We start from the raw sequence: 17,019 nt of genomic DNA on the forward strand, positions 1-17,019 counted from the left end.
GCGCATCAGCGAGACGGGACAGGCACTCATATCCAACTTTCTGGGTCATCCATACCCAGCCAAATGCTTGCATGGCGATGGCTGCTCCGCCCCTGTCAGGTGATGCGCGGTATCCCCGTGTAAACCTGAGGCAGCATTTGCCAAGTGATGCTTGAGTATGGATGCGAAGAAAAGCAACAAATCCAGCTACACCTACCAGGCGGTCTACCGCTATTTGCTCGACTGGATCGAAGCAGCACCGTCTGATGTCGAGCAGCGTCTGCCGTCGCTGCGCCAACTGGCCCTGCGCTTGAATGTTTCCGTCTCCAGCACCAAGTACGCCTATTCGCTGCTCGAAGATGAAGGGCGGGTTTATGCACGCCCCAAGCTCGGCTATTACACCCGGGCCAGCAGCACGCCATTGCTTGTCGAGCGTTCACCGAGCCTGCTCGACACCGTGTTCTCCTGTGCCCGTCAGCCCGGCATGCTGGCTCTGAGCAGTGATGCCCCGGCCATGCTGCTGTCGCTGGAAAAACCGTTGCTGATGATCGAGCGCGAACTCGCGCGCCAGTACCCGCGGTCACACGCGCCGTTGTACCAACCGTTCGGCGAGATGGAGTTGCGCAGCGTGCTGGCAGACCTCTACACCCGTTCGGCGCATCGCTGCTGGCAGGCCGAACATGTGTTCGTCGGCTCTGACCTGCGCAGCATCCTGGAACTTTCGTTACGCGCGCTGGACCTCGAAGGCAAGGTCGCGTTGGTCGAGTCTCCGTGTAGCTGGGCGGTGCTCAGGCAGCTGCTGGCTGCACGCATGACCATCATCGAAGTGCCGCTGGGCGAGGATGGCTGCTTCGACCTGGCGCAACTTCGGCAGGTGCTGAGGAGCGAGCCGGTGCGCCTGGCCGTGTTGTCGTCGGCGACCAGCGTGCCGCAGGGCGGTCTGATGCCAGCGGCGGACAAGCAGCAGATATGCCGTTGGTTGGCCGAGCAGGATGTGTGGCTATTCGAGAACGATGGCTATGGTGAGTTCTGCTTCCAGGCCGGGGCACCCCGCTATCGCGATTTCGCGGAACCTGACCGGCTGCTGGTGTTCTCCACCTTCGACAAGGTGATCGGTTCGGAAGCACCCTATGGTTACCTGCTATGCCGGCGCCATACCGAGCGGCTGCAACACTTGTTCCTGGAGCGTGCCTTTCGCCTGTCGCCTATCCGCCAGAAGGCCATCGCCAAGCTGTTCACCTCACGTCGGGTCGAGCAACATGTGCAAACGCTGCGCGCCATGCTGCGCGAGCGCATGGAGCATATGAAAGACCTTCTGGGAGCTCACGGCCAGGGATGCCTGCGCATTATCGAGCCGCAAGGTGGTGCGAGCTTCTGGCTGGAGTCGACCCGGCCGGTGGAAATGCGCCGGGTCTTCGAGCGCTTGCTGACGCAGCGTATCGTCATCGCGCCTGGGGAAATCTTCAGCCAGAGTGGCCTTTGGCGCAGTCACCTGCGGCTGTGCTACACGCTGGACTGGAGCAAGGACATTCCCCGGGCGCTGCTATGCCTGGTCAAGGCGATCCAGGACGAATCCATCCAGGAAAAAGCTCAGACGCCATAGCAGTGGCGCATCTCGGGGAAGGTCCCGCCGCGCACTTCGTCACCGAAGCGGGTACACGCATCGCGGATCACCTGGGCAACGTCGGCATATTGCTTGACGAAGCGCGGCACATGGTCTCCACCCAACCCCAGCAGGTCCTCGGTGACCAGAACCTGGCCATCGCAAGCCGGCGACGCCCCAATGCCGATGGTGGGCTTGTCGGTGGCGTCGGTGATTGCCTTGGCCACGGGCTCTGCGACCCCCTCCAGCAACAGGCCGAAAGCGCCGGCCTGCAGGTTGGCCCGGGCATCCACGCGCAATGCCTCGCTGCTTTCAGGGCACAGTCCCTGGGCCTTGTAGCCGCCCATGACATTGACGAACTGCGGCATCAGGCCGATGTGGGCCATGACCGGTATGCCGCGTGCGACGAGAAAGTCCACAGTACTGGCCAGGGCCTGATTGGCTTCCAGCTTGACGGCGTCACAGCCGGTACTTGAGAGCACCTGCGCACAATTGCGAAACGCCTGCTCATGGGATTCCTGATAACTGCCGAAGGGCATGTCGGCAATCACGCAGGCCAGCCGTGTGCTGTCGACCACCGCGCGGGTGTGGGCGATGGTTTCATCCAGGCGCATGCCCAGGGTGGAGGGGCGGCCGTAGCCGACCATGGCGGTGGAGTCACCGACCAGGATGAAATCGACCAAGGGGTCGATCACCTTGGCGATCGCGCTGGAGTATGCCGTCAGCGAAACGATCTTCTGCCGGCCTTTCATGGCCACCAGCTGTGGGATCGTCAGTCGTCTGTTGCGGATATGCGTGCTCATCGGTACCAGGCCTCGACATGTGGTCTAAGAGGGCCTGATTATCGAGGCGCGTATTGAGAACTCAATGTACAGATCTCACCTGAAAACCGACACAGATGCCTCTGCGCAATGGTCTTAAAGCTGGCGCAATCCCTTGTGGGAGCCGCGCTTGCCGGCGCCCACAGGGTGGACCGGATCCAGAAATTGCGCAAGCCAGTTGCCCTGGCAGTGAGTGGTTATTCCAGCGCCTCGGCCACCCCCTGATCCTCACCCAGGAACCCACCACTCTGGTGCTGCCACAGCCGCGCATAAGTACCGTTCTTCGCCAGTAACTCACTGTGCGTACCTTGCTCGATGATGCGCCCTTCATCCATGACGATCAGCCGGTCCATGGCGGCGATGGTGGACAGCCGGTGGGCGATGGCGATCACGGTCTTGCCCTGCATCATCTCGTCCAGGCTCTCCTGAATCGCGACCTCGACTTCCGAGTCCAGCGCACTGGTGGCTTCGTCCAGCAGCAGGATCGGGGCGTTCTTGAGCATCACCCGGGCAATGGCGATGCGTTGCCGCTGGCCGCCGGAAAGCTTGATGCCGCGCTCACCGACCAGGGTGTCGTAACCGCTGTGGCCGTCGCGGTCGCTGAGCTGGCGGATGAAGCCATCGGCCAGGGCGTTGGCGGCGGCGCGCTGGATCTGCGCCTCGGTGGCGTCCGGGCGGCCGTAGGCGATGTTGTCGCGGATCGAGCGGTGCAGCAGCGAGGTGTCCTGGGTGACCATGCCGATGGCGCTGCGCAGGCTGTCCTGGGTGACGTGGGCGATGTTCTGCCCGTCGATGCGGATCTCGCCGCTGTCCACGTCATAGAAGCGCAGCAGCAGGTTGATCAGCGTCGACTTGCCCGCGCCGGAGCGGCCCACCAGGCCGACTTTTTCGCCAGCGCGGATGCTCAGGCTGAGGCCATCGAGCACCTGGCGTTCGCCGTTGTAGTTGAAGCGCACGTTGTCGAAGGTCACCGCGCCGCCACGGGTTTCCAGCACGGCGGCATTCGGCACGTCCTGCACCTTGGGCCCACGGGTGAGGGTGGCCATGCCGTCCTGCACGGTGCCGATGTTCTCGAACAGTGAGGTCATTTGCCACATGATCCAGTGCGACATGCCGTTGACGCGCAGGGCCATGGCCGTGATTGCGGCCACCGCACCGGTACCGACCTGGCCCTGGTGCCACAGCCACAGGGCGTAGCCGCCCGCGCCGAAGATCAGCCCGACCACCAGCGCCTGGTTGACGATCTCGAACTGGCTGACCAGGCGCATCTGGCGAAAGCCGGTCTGCTTGAAGTCTTCCATCGCCGCCCGGGCGAAGTGCGCCTCGCGCTTGGAGTGGGAGAACAGCTTCACGGTGGTGATGTTGGTGTAGGCGTCGGACACTCGCCCGGTCATCGACGAACGCGCATGGGCCTGTTCCTGGCCGACCTTGCCCAGGCGCGGCACGAAGTACAGCATGGCCAGGCCGAACAGCAACAGCCAGGCAATGAACGGCAGAATCAGCTTGGCGGCAAAACCACCGGCCAGGGCGATGATGGCGATGAAGTACACACCGATGCCCGGCACGATCTCGATCAGGGTGAACAGCACTTCACGCACTGCCAGCGCGGTCTGCATCACCTTGGTGGTGACCCGCCCGGAAAACTCGTCGGAGAAGAACGACAGACTCTGGCGCAGCATCAGCCGGTGGAAGTCCCAGCGCAGGCGCAGCGGCAGGTTGATCGCCAGCACCTGGTGCTGCATCAGTGTGCGCAAGGCCACCAGCACGATACTGGCGATCAGCAGCAGGCCGACGCCCCACAGCACACGGCTTTCTTCCGGGCTCACATCACCGCCGGCCTGCCAGTCGGAGAGCAGGTCCACTACCTGGCCGAGGAAGGAAAACAGCCAGGCTTCGTAGATCGAGACCGCGGCACTGAACAGTGCCAGCGCCAGGATATAGCCGCGTGCGCCGCGGGTGCAGGCCCACAGGAAGCGCAGCAGGCCGACCGGGGGCGGCGGCACCTCGTCGGGCGGGAAGGGGTCGAGCCAGCGTTCAAAGGCACGGAACATGAAGGTCTCCGGGGGTTACTCGTTTGTGACAACCATACAGCACATTTGCCTGGCGGGAGATTTTCAGCGCCTGTGAGATCGAGCGCCGCCCGCGCGGCGCATCGCGGATAAATCCGCTCCTACAGTCTGTTTCAGGCCAATCTGTCCTGTGCAATTACCGCTGCCCGCCTTGGTGCATGACTGAAATTCAATGGAAAGCAGTTGCGTCCACCTCAGTTATCGAAGGGGACAAACAAGGCGGACAGTGGTGACCTCACAGGAGGGACTGGCCCGAAACAGACTGTAGGAGCGGATTTATCCGCGATGCGCCGCGCGGGCGGCGCTCGGTCTCACAGGCGCTGAATCTCCTAAGGCGAACCCCTGATTTTTTTACGCTCTTTTTACGACTGGCCTGCTTGCCCGAAGGGATACTTATCGCGCGATGCTCAAGGATGGCATGCACTTCTACCCGCCAGTCCAGAGAAGCCCTTTCGTGAGCCAGTCCGCCGTCGCAGCAAACCCTCCCCATTCCCGCAAGCCCGCTGCCATCGGCATGCTCGTCGCTGCCGTCGGCGTGGTCTATGGCGACATCGGCACCAGCCCCCTGTACACCCTCAAGGAAGTCTTCGCCGGGCACTACGGCGTCCAGGCCAATACCGCCGGTGTCCTCGGCGTCCTGTCACTGGTGTTCTGGTCGCTGCTATGGGTGGTATCGCTCAAGTACGTGCTGTTCATCCTGCGCGCCGATAACCAGGGCGAGGGCGGCATCATGGCCCTGACCGCGCTGGCACACCGTGCGGCGGCGCCCTACAAGCGGCTGAGCAGGATGCTGGTACTGCTCGGCCTGTTCGGCGCTGCGCTGTTCTACGGCGACAGCATGATCACCCCGGCGGTTTCGGTGCTGTCAGCCGTCGAGGGGCTGCAACTGGCCTTCGACGGCATCGAGCATTGGGTCGTGCCCCTGGCAGTCCTGTTGCTGGTGGCGCTGTTCCTGATCCAGAAGCACGGCACCGCGCGCATCGGCATTCTGTTCGGGCCGATCATGGTGCTGTGGTTCGTGGTGATCGGTGCGCTGGGCGTACACGGCATCGTGCAACGCCCGGAGGTGCTGCAGGCGCTCAACCCGGCCTGGGCGGTGAAGTTCTTCATCTACCACCCCGGCATGGGCGTGGCCATTCTCGGTGCCGTGGTGCTGGCGCTGACCGGCGCCGAAGCGCTGTACGCCGACATGGGGCATTTCGGCCGCAAGCCGATCGCCCGCGCCTGGTTCCTGCTGGTGCTGCCGGGGCTGGTGCTGAACTACTTCGGCCAGGGCGCGTTGATCCTCGGCAACCCGGAGGCGGTGCGCAACCCGTTCTACCTGCTGGCGCCGGACTGGGCCCTGCTGCCCATGGTCGGGCTGGCCACGCTGGCGACCATCATCGCCTCCCAGGCGGTGATCTCCGGTGCATTCTCCCTGACCCGCCAGGCCATCCAGCTGGGCTATGTGCCGCGCATGTTCATCCAGCACACCTCCAGCGAGGAGCAGGGGCAGATCTACATCGGTATGGTCAACTGGGCGCTGATGGTCGGCGTGGTGCTGCTGGTGGTCGGCTTCGAGTCGTCCGGGGCACTGGCGGCGGCCTATGGTGTGGCGGTGACCGGCACCATGCTGATCACCACCTTGCTGGCTTCGGCGGTGGTGCTGTTGTTGTGGAAGGCGCCCCGCTGGCTGGCAGTGCCGATGTTGCTGGCGTTTCTGCTGGTGGACAGCCTGTACTTTGCCGCCAACGCCCCGAAGATCTTCCAGGGCGGTGCTTTCCCGGTGATTGCCGGGGTCGCGCTGTTCATGCTGATGACCACCTGGAAGCGCGGGCGCACGATCATCGTCGAGCGGCTGGACGAAAGCGCGTTACCGCTTGAATTGTTCATCGCCAGCCTGCAGGCGCAACCGCCATTCCGGGTCAATGGCACGGCCGTGTTCCTGTCTGCACGGCCTGAAGCCGTGCCCCACGCGCTGCTGCACAACCTGCTGCACAACCAGGTGCTGCATGAGCAGGTGGTGCTGCTGACCGTGGTGTTCGAGGACGAGCCGCGGGTCACTGCCGGCAAGCGCTTTGCAGTCGAGGCCTTCGGCGATGGCTTCTATCGGGTGAGCCTGCACTTCGGTTTCATGGAAGAGCCAAACGTGCCGCTGGCCCTGAGCCGTTGCCCGTACCCGGACCTGGAATTCGGCCCGATGCGCACCACTTACTTCCTCAGCCGCGAGACGGTCATCGCCGGCAAGCAGAAGGGCATGGCCCGCTGGCGCGAGCACCTGTTCGCCTTCTTGCTGCGCAACGCCAACAGCAACCTCAAGTACTTCCAGCTGCCGCTGAACCGGGTGATCGAACTGGGTACCCAGGTCGAGATGTGAAGGTTGCGACGCAGGCACAGTTGATGGCGTCGCGGGCGGCGCGGCGCGCTTGATTCCACCGCCTGCCGTTGGGACACTGCGGGTCCGATAGCGCCTGTCGCTGCCCAGGACCCGACCCGATGAGTACGCTCAAGACCACGTTGCCACCGCCCAACATGCTGATCGCCTTCGAAGCGGCGGGGCGGCACCTGAGCTTCACCCGTGCAGCGCTCGAACTGCATGTCACCCGGGTCGCGGTCAGCCAGCAGATCAACGGGCTGGAGCGGTTCCTCGGGGTCAAGCTGTTCCAGCGCCTCGACCGCACCATCCGCTTTACCCCCGAGGGCGCCCGCTACCACGCCGCCATCGCCGCTTCGCTGGAAATGGCCCTGGAAGCCACGGTGGCGCTGACCCGTCGCCCCGAAAGCCATGTGGTGACCGTCAGCGCCACGGCCGGGGTCATCACCTATTGGCTGATGCCCAACATGGGTACGCTCAGGGCCCGGCACCCGCACGTCGAACTGCGCCTGATCGTGCTCGACCGCACCTCGGTCGACGAGGTCGACGCCGACCTGGTGGTGGCGTACGGCAACCCGCCGTTTGCCGGTGGGCAGTCGACCCTGCTGGTGCGCCAGAGCATCGCCCCGACCTGTTCGGCGGCGTACCTGGAACACCGCGAGCCGCCGCGCAGCATCGAGGACCTGTTCGACCACCCGCTGATTCACCTGGAAGGGCCCTACGACCGCCTGACGCGCTGGTCGACCTGGTTCGCCTCCAAGCAGGTGGCGATGGCCAAGCCGAAAGCCAGCATCACCGTGGACACCTACACCAACCTGGTCCAGGCCGTGCTGGACGGGCAGGGTTTCGGCCTGATCGGCCCGCCGCTGATGGAGCGCTTCCTGTCCAACCGCCTGCTGGTCCAGCCGCTGCACACCGACCCGGTGCTGTGTCACGGCTTTCACCTGGTAAAACCTGCTCGGGCCCGCGAAAGCACGGCTGCCGTGCAGGTCGGCGAGTGGATCAAGCAGACCTTCGGCGAACCCCATTGAAGCCGTGTTGCCGGGCCTGCACCGTAAGGGTGCATTACGCCTTTTTGGTTAAGTTTTTCTTACGCAAACAGCACTGAAAATCCTACGTTTACAGGCCTGAACGATCGCGGCAGGATGAGCCTGCCTTCACAGGAAATGCCGCATCAGGAAAAGAACAACGCCGGCCCTTGACCTGAAAACGCAGCCACCCGGCCGTTCGCGCCGGGGTGAAGTTACCCAATCAACGTCCAGTCAACCGAACCTTCCCCGTGAGCCATCCGTGGCCTTGCGCGGGCCCGTTCAGCCTGGATTTTGCAACAGACCAGCAGGGGCACACCGGATGAGCAAGAAACAGATCAAACTCGGCCTTTCCATGCGTTACATGGGTTACCACGTGGGGGCCTGGCGCCACCCGGAGCTCAAGGTCGACGCGGCGTCGGACTTCCAGTCGTTCCTGGAGGTGGCCCGCACCGCCGAGCGCAACAAGTTCGACCTGCTGTTTCTTGCCGACGGCATCGGCATTCGCGCCGATGACGTGCCGGCCGGTTCGCTGTGCCGCTCCAGCCACAATGCCGAGCTCGAACCGCTGACCCTGCTCTCGGCCATCGCCGCCTGCACCCAGCGCATCGGCCTGGTCGCCACTGCCTCGACCACCTACAACGAGCCTTACCATATCGCCCGCAAGTACGGTTCGCTGGACATGATCAGCGCCGGGCGCGCTGGCTGGAACGTGGTGACCTCGTGGTCGGAGCAGGAGGCCTGGAACTTCAACCGTGCCAAGCACCTGGACTACGACACCCGCTACGAGCGCGCCGAGGAGTTCGTCGAGGTGGTCACCGGCCTGTGGGACAGCTGGGACCAGGACGCCTTCGTCCACGACAAGCACAGCAGCGTGTTCTATGACGAGGGCAAGCTGCATGTGCTCGGCCACGTCGGCAAGCACTTCTCGGTGCGTGGCCCGCTGTCGGTCAAGCGCTCGCCCCAGGGCCGGCCGATCCTGGTCCAGGCCGGCACTTCCGAGGTCGGCCAGCAGATTGCCGCGCAGCATTGCGACATCGTGTTCGCCGCCAAGCAGCACATCGGCTCGGCCCAGCAGTACTACGCCTCGGTCAAGGACCGCCTGGCCGGCTTTGGGCGGCGTCGCGAGGACTTGTTGATGATGGTCGGCCTGACCCCCATCGTCGGCTCCAGCCGGGCCCACGCCCAGGAGAAGTACGAACAGTTGCAGGAACTGATCAACCCGCTGGTGGGGCTGGCGATGCTCAAGCGCTCGTTCGGCGACTTGTCGGCGATGGACCTCGACGGCCCGGTGCCGGCGCCGAACCTGGAGAACGTAGGGCTGCGCAGCAGCGCGCAGATGTACTACGAGACCGCCCAGCGCGAAGGCCTGAGCATTCGCCAGCTGTACAAGCGCATCGGCATGGCCCAGGAGCATCTGACCGTGGTCGGCACCGGCCAGGACGTGGCCGACCAGATGGAGGCCTGGATCGATGAAGAAGCCGCCGACGGTTTCAATATCGCACCCACGCACCTGCCCCATGGTATCGATGACTTCGTCGAGTACGTGCTGCCCGAGCTGCGCCGTCGCGGGCGTTTCCGCGAGGAATACGAAGGCAGCACGCTGCGCGAGAACCTTGGCCTGAGCGTGCCGAAAAGCCGCTTCGCCTGATTTCTGCCCGGAGAGACATCATCATGTCGCAGACCCAGATTCAAACCGAACTGACCCCGGTAGCGCTGGAAACCGGTGATCCTGCCGCAGACCCGCGGCTGTTCCGCCGTTGCCTGGGGCAGTACGCCACGGGCGTGGCGGTGGTCACCGCGAGCAGCGGGGCACAGCTCAATGGCATGACCATCAACTCGTTCGCCTCGCTGTCGCTGGAGCCGGCACTGGTGCTCTGGTCGATTGCCCGCACCTCGCGCAGCTTCGCCTTCTTCAGCCAGTGCCAGAGCTTTGCGATCAACGTGCTGGGCGCCGACCAGATACACCTGTCGCAGCTGTTTTCCAGCAAGCAGGAAGACCGCTTCAGCGCCGCGCAATGGCAGCCCGGCATGCACGGCTCGCCGTTGCTGGCCGGCTGCATCGCGCACCTGGAATGCACCCTGGAACAGACCTTCGAGGGTGGCGACCACCTGGTACTGGTCGGGCGCGTCACCCGCATCGCCCGCTATGCCGGCACGCCGCTGCTGTTCAGCCAGGGCCAGTACAGCATCGCCGACGTGCACCCGGACCTGTCCGGGGAGCCAGAGTCGGCGGGAAGCCAGCCACGCCCCGAACACAACCTGCTGTCGTCGATCTTCGATGCCCACCATGCGCTGTCGGAAGCCTTCGAGGAGCATCGCCGGGCCGAAGGCGTGAGCGTCGCGGTCGCGCGCGTGCTGGCCTCGCTGTATGCCCGCCCCGGGATCGGCGTCGAGGCACTGGCCAGGGAAACCTACCTGGGCCAGCGCGATGTCGAGGATGCCCTGGCCGAGTTGCAGCGCAGGGCCATGCTGTTGCGCGACAGCGACGGCGGCTTGCGCCTGACCGCGTTGGGCGAGCGTTCACGCATCGCCATCCGCGACCGCTGGCATGCCTTTCAGAAGGCCCAGCTGGCCGGCACCTCGGCCCATGAGCTGAAGATCACCCTGGCCACCCTGGACCGCTTGCTCGGCCGCCAGGCAGTAGCTGGCGTGGCCCATGCATGATCGAATGGCGTGACAACAGGCAAGCCTTGCGCGAGATGGCCGTATGACAAGAGAGGTCGGAGCATGAGTTGGGATTTCATCATCATCGGCGCGGGATCGGCGGGCTGCGTGCTGGCCAACCGGCTAAGCGCCAACCCGCGGCACACGGTATTGCTGCTGGAGGCCGGCGGCAGCGACAAGCACCCGGTGATCCAGATCCCGGCCTTGGCGATGAAGGCCATGAGCAACCCGAAGACCGACTGGATGTTCCAGGCCGAGCCCGACCCGACCCGCAACAACCGCGCCGAAGTGGTGCCTCGTGGCCGCTTGCTCGGTGGTTCGAGTTCGATCAATGCCACCTGGTACGTGCGCGGTAACCGCGGCGACTACGACCACTGGGCGGAACTGGGCAACGTCGGCTGGTCGTACGACGAACTGCTGCCGTACTTTCGCAAGGTCGAAAGCAACCGTGATGGCGTGTCAGACACCTACGGCAAGGACGGCGCCATCATCATCACCGAGATCCGTGGTGTGCCGAAACTGGCCCACGTCTACCTCGAGGCGATGGAGGAGATCGGCGTCCCGCGCAACCCCTCCTACAACGCCGAGGACACCGAAGGGGCGGCGATCTTCCACTCCACCCAACACCGCGGGCTGCGCTTCAGCGCCGCCAAGGGTTATCTGGACCCGATAAAGAAGCGCCGCAACCTGACCATCCTCACCGGGGCCCTGGTGCGCCGCGTGCTGTTCGAAGGCGATACAGCCGTGGGCGTGGAATTCGACCACCGCGGCGTCACCCGCAGCGAACGCTGCCACGGTGAGGTGATCCTCAGTGCCAGCGCCATCAACTCGCCAAAACTGTTGATGCTGTCGGGCATCGGCCCGGCCGAACACCTGCAGGCCATGGGAATCCCGGTGGTCAAGGACAGCCCTGGCGTGGGGCGTAACTTGCAGGAGCACCCCAGTTGCCAGGTCAAGGCGTTCGTCAATGTGCGCACTGCCAATCAGGAGTTCAACCTGCCGGGCATGCTCAAGCATGGCCTGCAGTTCCTGCTCACGCGTACCGGCCAGGCCACCTTCACCTACTGCGGCCTCGGCCTGGTGCGCACGCTGCCCGAGCTTGAGTACCCGGACATCCAGTACCACTTCGGCGCCTTCTCGTCGGCCTACACCCCGCAGGGCATCAGCCTGCTCGACGAGGCTTCGATCAACCTGCAACCCAACGTCAACCAGTCGCGCAGCCGCGGTTACCTGCAATTGCGCTCGGCTGACCCGCTGGCGCCGCCGCGCATCCAGTTCAACATGCTCAGCGACCCTTACGACGTCGCCACCCTGATCCGTGGCGGGCGCATGGCGCGTCGGGCCTTGCAGTCGAAGGCGTTCGCGCCCTATGTGCTGGGCGAGTGCAAACCCGGCAAGGACGTGCAGAGCGATGATGAGTGGCATGCCTACCTCAAGGAGAACGCCAGCCAGAGTTACCACCCCTGCGGCACCTGCAAGATGGGCGTCGACGCCGCCGCCGTGGTGACCCCGCAGCTGCAGGTTATCGGCGTGCAGCGCCTGCGGGTGGTGGACTCGTCGATCATTCCGCAGATCCCTAGCGGCAACCTCAACGCGATCAGCCTGGCCATCGGCGAGAAAGGCGCCGAAATGATCCTCACCAGCCATGCCCAGCGCGCCCAGGGCGTGTCGCGGGCGGTGCACCAGGCGCCGGCCAAGCGTGCCGAGGTCGCACCTGCAAAGTAGCGGTACCGGGCGATTGCCCACACTTGCGTGTGCGTTACAACTAGAGTCGAGGTTGCCGCAAGGCGCCGCAATGACCGCTGAAGGACCGGGAGGTGATCCTGGCATTACGCGCTTTTCGCTGCCGATTCGACTCACTGACCCGTTGTCATAAGAAGGAATAACCTCATGAGATTGCGTGTGTCCCTTGCTGGCGCTGTTACCGCTGCATTGATATCGCTGAACGCTTCGGCCCAGGCAGACTGCGGCCAGGTCACCATTACCGAGATGAACTGGGCTTCTGGCGCAGTGGTCACCGCGGTGTCCAGCTTCCTGCTCGAGCAGGGCTACGGCTGCCAGGTACAGAAGGTGCCGACCTCCACGGTGCCGGCCTTGACCTCTCTGGCCGAAACCGGCAAACCCGACATCCTCACGGAAATCTGGCCGGCGGTGGCGGACGTCTACTTCACCCTGGAAAAGCAGGGCAAGCTGGTCAGGGTCGGCAATGTGCTGTCCGACGGCGGCCAGGATGGCTGGTGGGTGCCGAAGTACCTGGTCGAACAGCACCCCGAGGCCGCCACCCTGGCGGGCATCATGGCCCATCCGGAATGGGTGGGCGGACAGTTCAACAACGGCCCCAGCGGCTGGGGCGGGCGCGTGTCCAGCGACAACCTGATCAAGGCCTTCGAGCTTGAACAGCATGGCATCAAGGTGTTCAACCATGGTTCGGGCGAGACCCTTGCCGCGTCGTTGGCCTCGGCCTACGAAAGCAAGAAGCCCTGGTTCGGCTACTACTGGGCACCCACCGGGCTGCTGGGCAAGTACCCGATGGTCAGCGTCGACATGGGGCCGCTGGATGCCGACAAGGCCAAGTGCAATGCGCGCATCGACTGTGCAGCCCCGGGCAAGACCAGCTGGCCGACAGCGACCGTGCTGACCACCATGTCCCGTGCCTTCCACGATAGCCATCCGGACATTGTCGCCTTGATGAGCAAGGTCAGTTTCACCAACACGCAGATGGGCGAGCTGCTGGCCTGGCAGGAGAGCAACAAGGCCACCGCGGATGAAACCGCAGCCTACTTCCTGACCCAGCACAAGAGCGTCTGGCAAGCCTGGGTCTCAGACGAGGCCGGCCGCAAGCTGGACGCCATCATTCAGTAACCCGCTGTGTGGCGAAGCGCCCCGCCTGTGCGCGGGCCTTCGCCGAGGACATTGCCATGAGTGGATACAACGCCGTATTCGAGAGCCTCGGCCTGCAGGGCTGGTGCAGTGCAGGCACGCAGGGCGGGCCGGTGACGCTGGCGCAACTGCTGGCCAAGGCCAAGGCCAACCAGGCAGGCGCGGGGGAGGCCAGCCTGCCGTTCCCGTCGCTGGATGCGCTGAACAGCGCCTGCCCGGCCATCCCCCGCACACGCGACATGACGTCAGCCATCGAGCATGGCTTCCTGACGGTGCGTGACGGCCTGAAGGTGGTGCTCGACCCCCTGACCCAGCCGCTGTCGTGGCTGCTGGAGTTGTCGCTGAAAGTCGTCGACCTGGTGCCCTGGTGGCTGATGATCCTGGCGCTGCTGGCGCTGACCTGGTGGTTGTCGCGGTCGTTGCGCATCACCGCGCTGGCGGGCTCGATCCTGCTGGCCCTGGGCCTGGTCGATCACCTGCATTACGCGCTGCAGACCATGGCCATCGTGTTCACCTGCACCTTGATCTGCATACTCGCCGGGCTGCCCATCGGCATCCTCATGTCCAGGAGCGAGCGCTTCAAGAGCGCCGCCTTGCCGGTGCTGGACATGCTGCAGACCTTGCCATCGTTCGTTTACCTGATCCCGCTGATCTTCCTGTTCAGCGTCACCGAGCCGAAGCTGTACGGGATCGCCATCATCCTCTACGCCATCGTCCCGGTGGTGCGCCTGACCGACCTGGGCATCCGCCAGGTCGATGGCAGCGTCGGCGAAGCCGCCGAGTCGTTCGGCATGAGCGGCTGGCAGCGCCTGACCAGCGTCGAGCTGCCGCTGGCGTTGCCGAGCATCATGGCCGGGGTCAACCAGACCATCATGATGGCGCTGTCGATGGTGGTGATCGCCTCGCTGGTGTCGGCGCCGGGGCTGGGCGTGCTGGTGCTGCGCGGGATCAACAACCTCGAATTGGGCGTCGGCCTGGTGGCTGGCCTCGCCATCGTCCTGCTGGCGATTGCCTTCGATCGCGTGACCAAGGCCTCCATGGCTCGGCTGAGCGCACAGAGCAAGGGGTACAACCCATGAACCAGGCAATAAAGATGGCCGTGCGCGGCTGCTACAAGATCTTCGGCAGCGCACCAGAGCAGATGGTCGAACGGGTGCGTGCCGGCATGAGCAAGACCGAGCTGCTGCAGCAACACGCCCATGTGTGCGGGCTGCGCGACATCAACGTCGACATGCGTGCCGGGCAGATCACCGTGATCATGGGCCTGTCCGGGTCTGGCAAGTCCACGCTGATCCGTCACCTCAATGGCCTGATCGCGCCGACCGCAGGGGAAATTCTGCTCGATGGCGTCGACCTCACGGCGCTGTCGGCGAATGAACTGCGCGAAGTGCGCCGGTCGAGCATCTCGATGGTGTTCCAGAACTTCGCGCTGATGCCGCACCAGACCGTGCTGCAGAACGTCGGCCTGGCCAAGCGCGTGCGTGGCGAGCCGGCTGCGCAGGTGGAGGCCGATGCCCGGCGCTGGCTGGCGCGGCTGGGCCTGGCCGGTTTCGAGGACCGCTACCCGCACCAGCTCTCCGGCGGCATGCAACAACGGGTGGGCATCGCCCGCGCGCTGTCGTCCGATGCCGACGTGCTGCTGATGGATGAGGCGTTCTCGGCGCTCGACCCGCTGACCCGCAAGGACATGCAGGACCTGCTGCTGGAACTCCAGCGCGAGCTGTTCAAGACCATCGTGTTCATCACCCACGACCTCGACGAGGCGCTGCGCATCGCCGACCACATCGTGATGCTCAAGGATGGCGAGGTGGTGCAGCAGGGTGACCCGCAGAGCATCGTACTGCACCCGGCCAACGAGTACGTCGAGCGCTTCGTCAACGACATCAACCGCGCCCGCCTGCTGCGTGTGGAAAGCCTGGCGCAGCCGGCATCTGTCGAGGAATTGCGCCGCCTCGAGCGCATCGACGCGACACAGACCCTGGAGCACGCCCTGGCCCAGGCCGAAGGCGACCCGGACCGGGCCTTTGCGGTGATGCGCGAGGGCCACCCGGCAGGGGTCCTGCACCTGCGCGACGTGATCCGGGCGATCCTCCCGGGCCAGGCCGTCAAACCTGCGCTACAGCCACCTGCAGCGGCCTGCCGTGCAGGGCTCAACATTCACCAAGCGTAACCAGGAGCCAGACTTTGAACTACCTCGATCACTTCTACATCGATGGCCGTTTCGTCGAAGCCGGCGGCCGGACCCGGCGCCCGGTCATCAACCCCGCCACCCTCAAGGCGGTGGGCAGCATCGCCCTGGGCAACGCTGAGGATGTGGACGCGGCGGTCGCCGCCGCCCGGCGTGCCTTCGGCCCATGGTCGCGCACCCCGCGCGAACAGCGCCTGGCCGTGCTCAAGCGCTTCGAGGCCTTGTGCATCGAGCACCAGGAAGCGCTCGCCCAGCGCATGACCCTGGAAATGGGCACGCCGATCAGCTTCTCGCGCCAGGCCCAGGTGGCCGGCTCGCTGGCGCATATCCGCAACGGCATCGAAATTCTCGAGGGCTTTGCCTTCGAGCGCGAGTCCGACGGCGTGCAGCTACGCTTCGAGCCGGTCGGCGTGTGCGGGCTGATCACGCCGTGGAACTTCCCGGTGCTGCAAGTCATCACCAAGCTGATTCCGGCGCTGGCCACCGGCTGCACCGTGGTCCTCAAGCCCAGCGAATACTCACCCCTGAGCACGATGCTGCTGGCCGAGCTGCTGCACCAGGCCGAACTGCCCGCCGGGGTGTTCAACCTGGTCAATGGCGACGGTGCCGGAGTGGGGCAGGCGCTGTCCAGCCATCCCGATATCGACATGGTCTCTTTCACGGGCTCCACCCGGGCCGGGGTCAGCGTCGCGCAACTGGCAGCGCCGACGGTCAAGCGCGTGCACCAGGAGCTGGGCGGCAACTCGGCCAATATCCTGCTGGCGGATGCAGACCTGGCGAGCGCGGTGGCCAACGGCGTGCACGCCGCCTACCGCAACGCCGGGCAGTCCTGCACGGCGCCAGGGCGCATGCTGGTGCCGGCGCACCTGCACGATCAGGCCGTGGCGATTGCACGCGAGGCGGCGCAAAGCGTGGTGGTCGGCGATGTATTCGATGCGCGTACCACCCTCGGCCCGGTGATGAACAAGGCCCAGCATGACCGCGCCCAGGCGTTGATCGCCGAAGCGCTGGCCGACGGTGCCCTGCTGGTCAGTGGCGGCCTGGGCTTGCCCGACGGCGTGGGGCACGGCTTCTTCATAAAACCCACGGTGCTGGCCAACGTTACCGAGCACATGCGCATTGCCCGCGAAGAGATCTTCGCCCCGGTGGTATGCCTGATCCCATACCAGACGCCTGAGCACGCCGTGGCCATGGCCAACGACACCCCCTATGGCCTGGCTGCCTACCTGCAAGGCAGCGACCGCCAGGCGCTGCTGCGCATGGCCGGCGAGTTGCGCGTGGGGCAGGTGCAGATCAACCAGCCGGCCTGGGTCGCCAGTGCGCCGTTCGGCGGTTACAAGCAATCGGGCAACGGCCGCGAGTGCGGCGAGTTCGGCTTCGAGGCGTATCTGGAGGTCAAGGCCGTACTGGGTTGAGGGTGTTGCGAGGTTT

General features: G+C 64.9%; 12 protein-coding genes. 10 read left to right on the forward strand and 2 right to left on the reverse strand.

What is annotated here, in order from left to right; translation table 11 throughout:
• Window positions 1–157 precede the first annotated feature (157 nt).
• Complete coding sequence (locus tag HU738_RS18945) at window positions 158–1,582, forward strand: aminotransferase-like domain-containing protein (RefSeq protein ID WP_186603084.1); 1,425 nt, start codon at window positions 158–160, stop codon at window positions 1,580–1,582.
• Here the strand turns inward: HU738_RS18945 and panB are convergent.
• Window positions 1,570–2,385 carry a 3-methyl-2-oxobutanoate hydroxymethyltransferase gene (gene panB, locus HU738_RS18950; RefSeq protein WP_186603085.1) on the reverse strand — a complete coding sequence of 272 codons (816 nt, stop codon included), beginning with the start codon at window positions 2,383–2,385 and terminating at the stop codon, window positions 1,570–1,572. The genes HU738_RS18945 and panB overlap by 13 nt on opposite strands.
• A 215-nt stretch (window positions 2,386–2,600) precedes the next feature.
• Window positions 2,601–4,454 (reverse strand): ABC transporter ATP-binding protein, encoded by a 1,854-nt coding sequence (locus HU738_RS18955; protein WP_186603086.1) that lies wholly within the window; start codon window positions 4,452–4,454, stop codon window positions 2,601–2,603.
• Between the two features lie 532 nt (window positions 4,455–4,986).
• On the opposite strand from HU738_RS18955, the gene HU738_RS18960 reads away from it, so the two are divergent.
• From HU738_RS18960 to HU738_RS19000, 9 genes are all read left to right on the forward strand, one after another.
• Window positions 4,987–6,828, forward strand: coding sequence for a potassium transporter Kup (locus HU738_RS18960; protein WP_189660628.1), 1,842 nt, complete (start codon window positions 4,987–4,989; stop codon window positions 6,826–6,828).
• 119 nt (window positions 6,829–6,947) lie between these two features.
• Window positions 6,948–7,856, forward strand: a complete 909-nt coding sequence (locus HU738_RS18965) for a LysR substrate-binding domain-containing protein (protein WP_186603088.1) — start codon at window positions 6,948–6,950, stop codon at window positions 7,854–7,856.
• 319 nt (window positions 7,857–8,175) lie between these two features.
• Window positions 8,176–9,504: an LLM class flavin-dependent oxidoreductase gene (locus HU738_RS18970; protein ID WP_176509288.1), complete on the forward strand. Its 1,329-nt coding sequence runs from the start codon at window positions 8,176–8,178 to the stop codon at window positions 9,502–9,504.
• Window positions 9,505–9,527: 23 nt separating this feature from the next.
• The gene (locus HU738_RS18975; RefSeq protein WP_197895116.1) at window positions 9,528–10,520 is read left to right on the forward strand and encodes a flavin reductase; all 993 of its coding nucleotides are present in this window, start codon (window positions 9,528–9,530) and stop codon (window positions 10,518–10,520) included.
• A 63-nt stretch (window positions 10,521–10,583) separates the two neighbouring features.
• The gene (locus HU738_RS18980; protein ID WP_186603089.1) at window positions 10,584–12,245 is read left to right on the forward strand and encodes a GMC family oxidoreductase; all 1,662 of its coding nucleotides are present in this window, start codon (window positions 10,584–10,586) and stop codon (window positions 12,243–12,245) included.
• A 165-nt stretch (window positions 12,246–12,410) separates the two neighbouring features.
• Window positions 12,411–13,382 carry an ABC transporter substrate-binding protein gene (locus tag HU738_RS18985; RefSeq protein WP_176509292.1) on the forward strand — a complete coding sequence of 324 codons (972 nt, stop codon included), beginning with the start codon at window positions 12,411–12,413 and terminating at the stop codon, window positions 13,380–13,382.
• A 56-nt stretch (window positions 13,383–13,438) separates the two neighbouring features.
• Window positions 13,439–14,479 carry an ABC transporter permease gene (locus tag HU738_RS18990; RefSeq protein WP_186603090.1) on the forward strand — a complete coding sequence of 347 codons (1,041 nt, stop codon included), beginning with the start codon at window positions 13,439–13,441 and terminating at the stop codon, window positions 14,477–14,479.
• Window positions 14,476–15,570, forward strand: a complete 1,095-nt coding sequence (locus HU738_RS18995) for a quaternary amine ABC transporter ATP-binding protein (protein WP_186603091.1) — start codon at window positions 14,476–14,478, stop codon at window positions 15,568–15,570. The genes HU738_RS18990 and HU738_RS18995 overlap by 4 nt, the downstream gene beginning before the upstream one ends.
• Before the next feature lie 14 nt (window positions 15,571–15,584).
• Window positions 15,585–17,003 carry an aldehyde dehydrogenase family protein gene (locus HU738_RS19000; RefSeq protein WP_186603092.1) on the forward strand — a complete coding sequence of 473 codons (1,419 nt, stop codon included), beginning with the start codon at window positions 15,585–15,587 and terminating at the stop codon, window positions 17,001–17,003.
• Window positions 17,004–17,019: the final 16 nt, after the last annotated feature.

The organism is Pseudomonas vlassakiae, from assembly GCF_014269035.2.
In the GTDB taxonomy this organism is placed as follows: Bacteria; Pseudomonadota; Gammaproteobacteria; order Pseudomonadales; family Pseudomonadaceae; genus Aquipseudomonas; species Aquipseudomonas vlassakiae.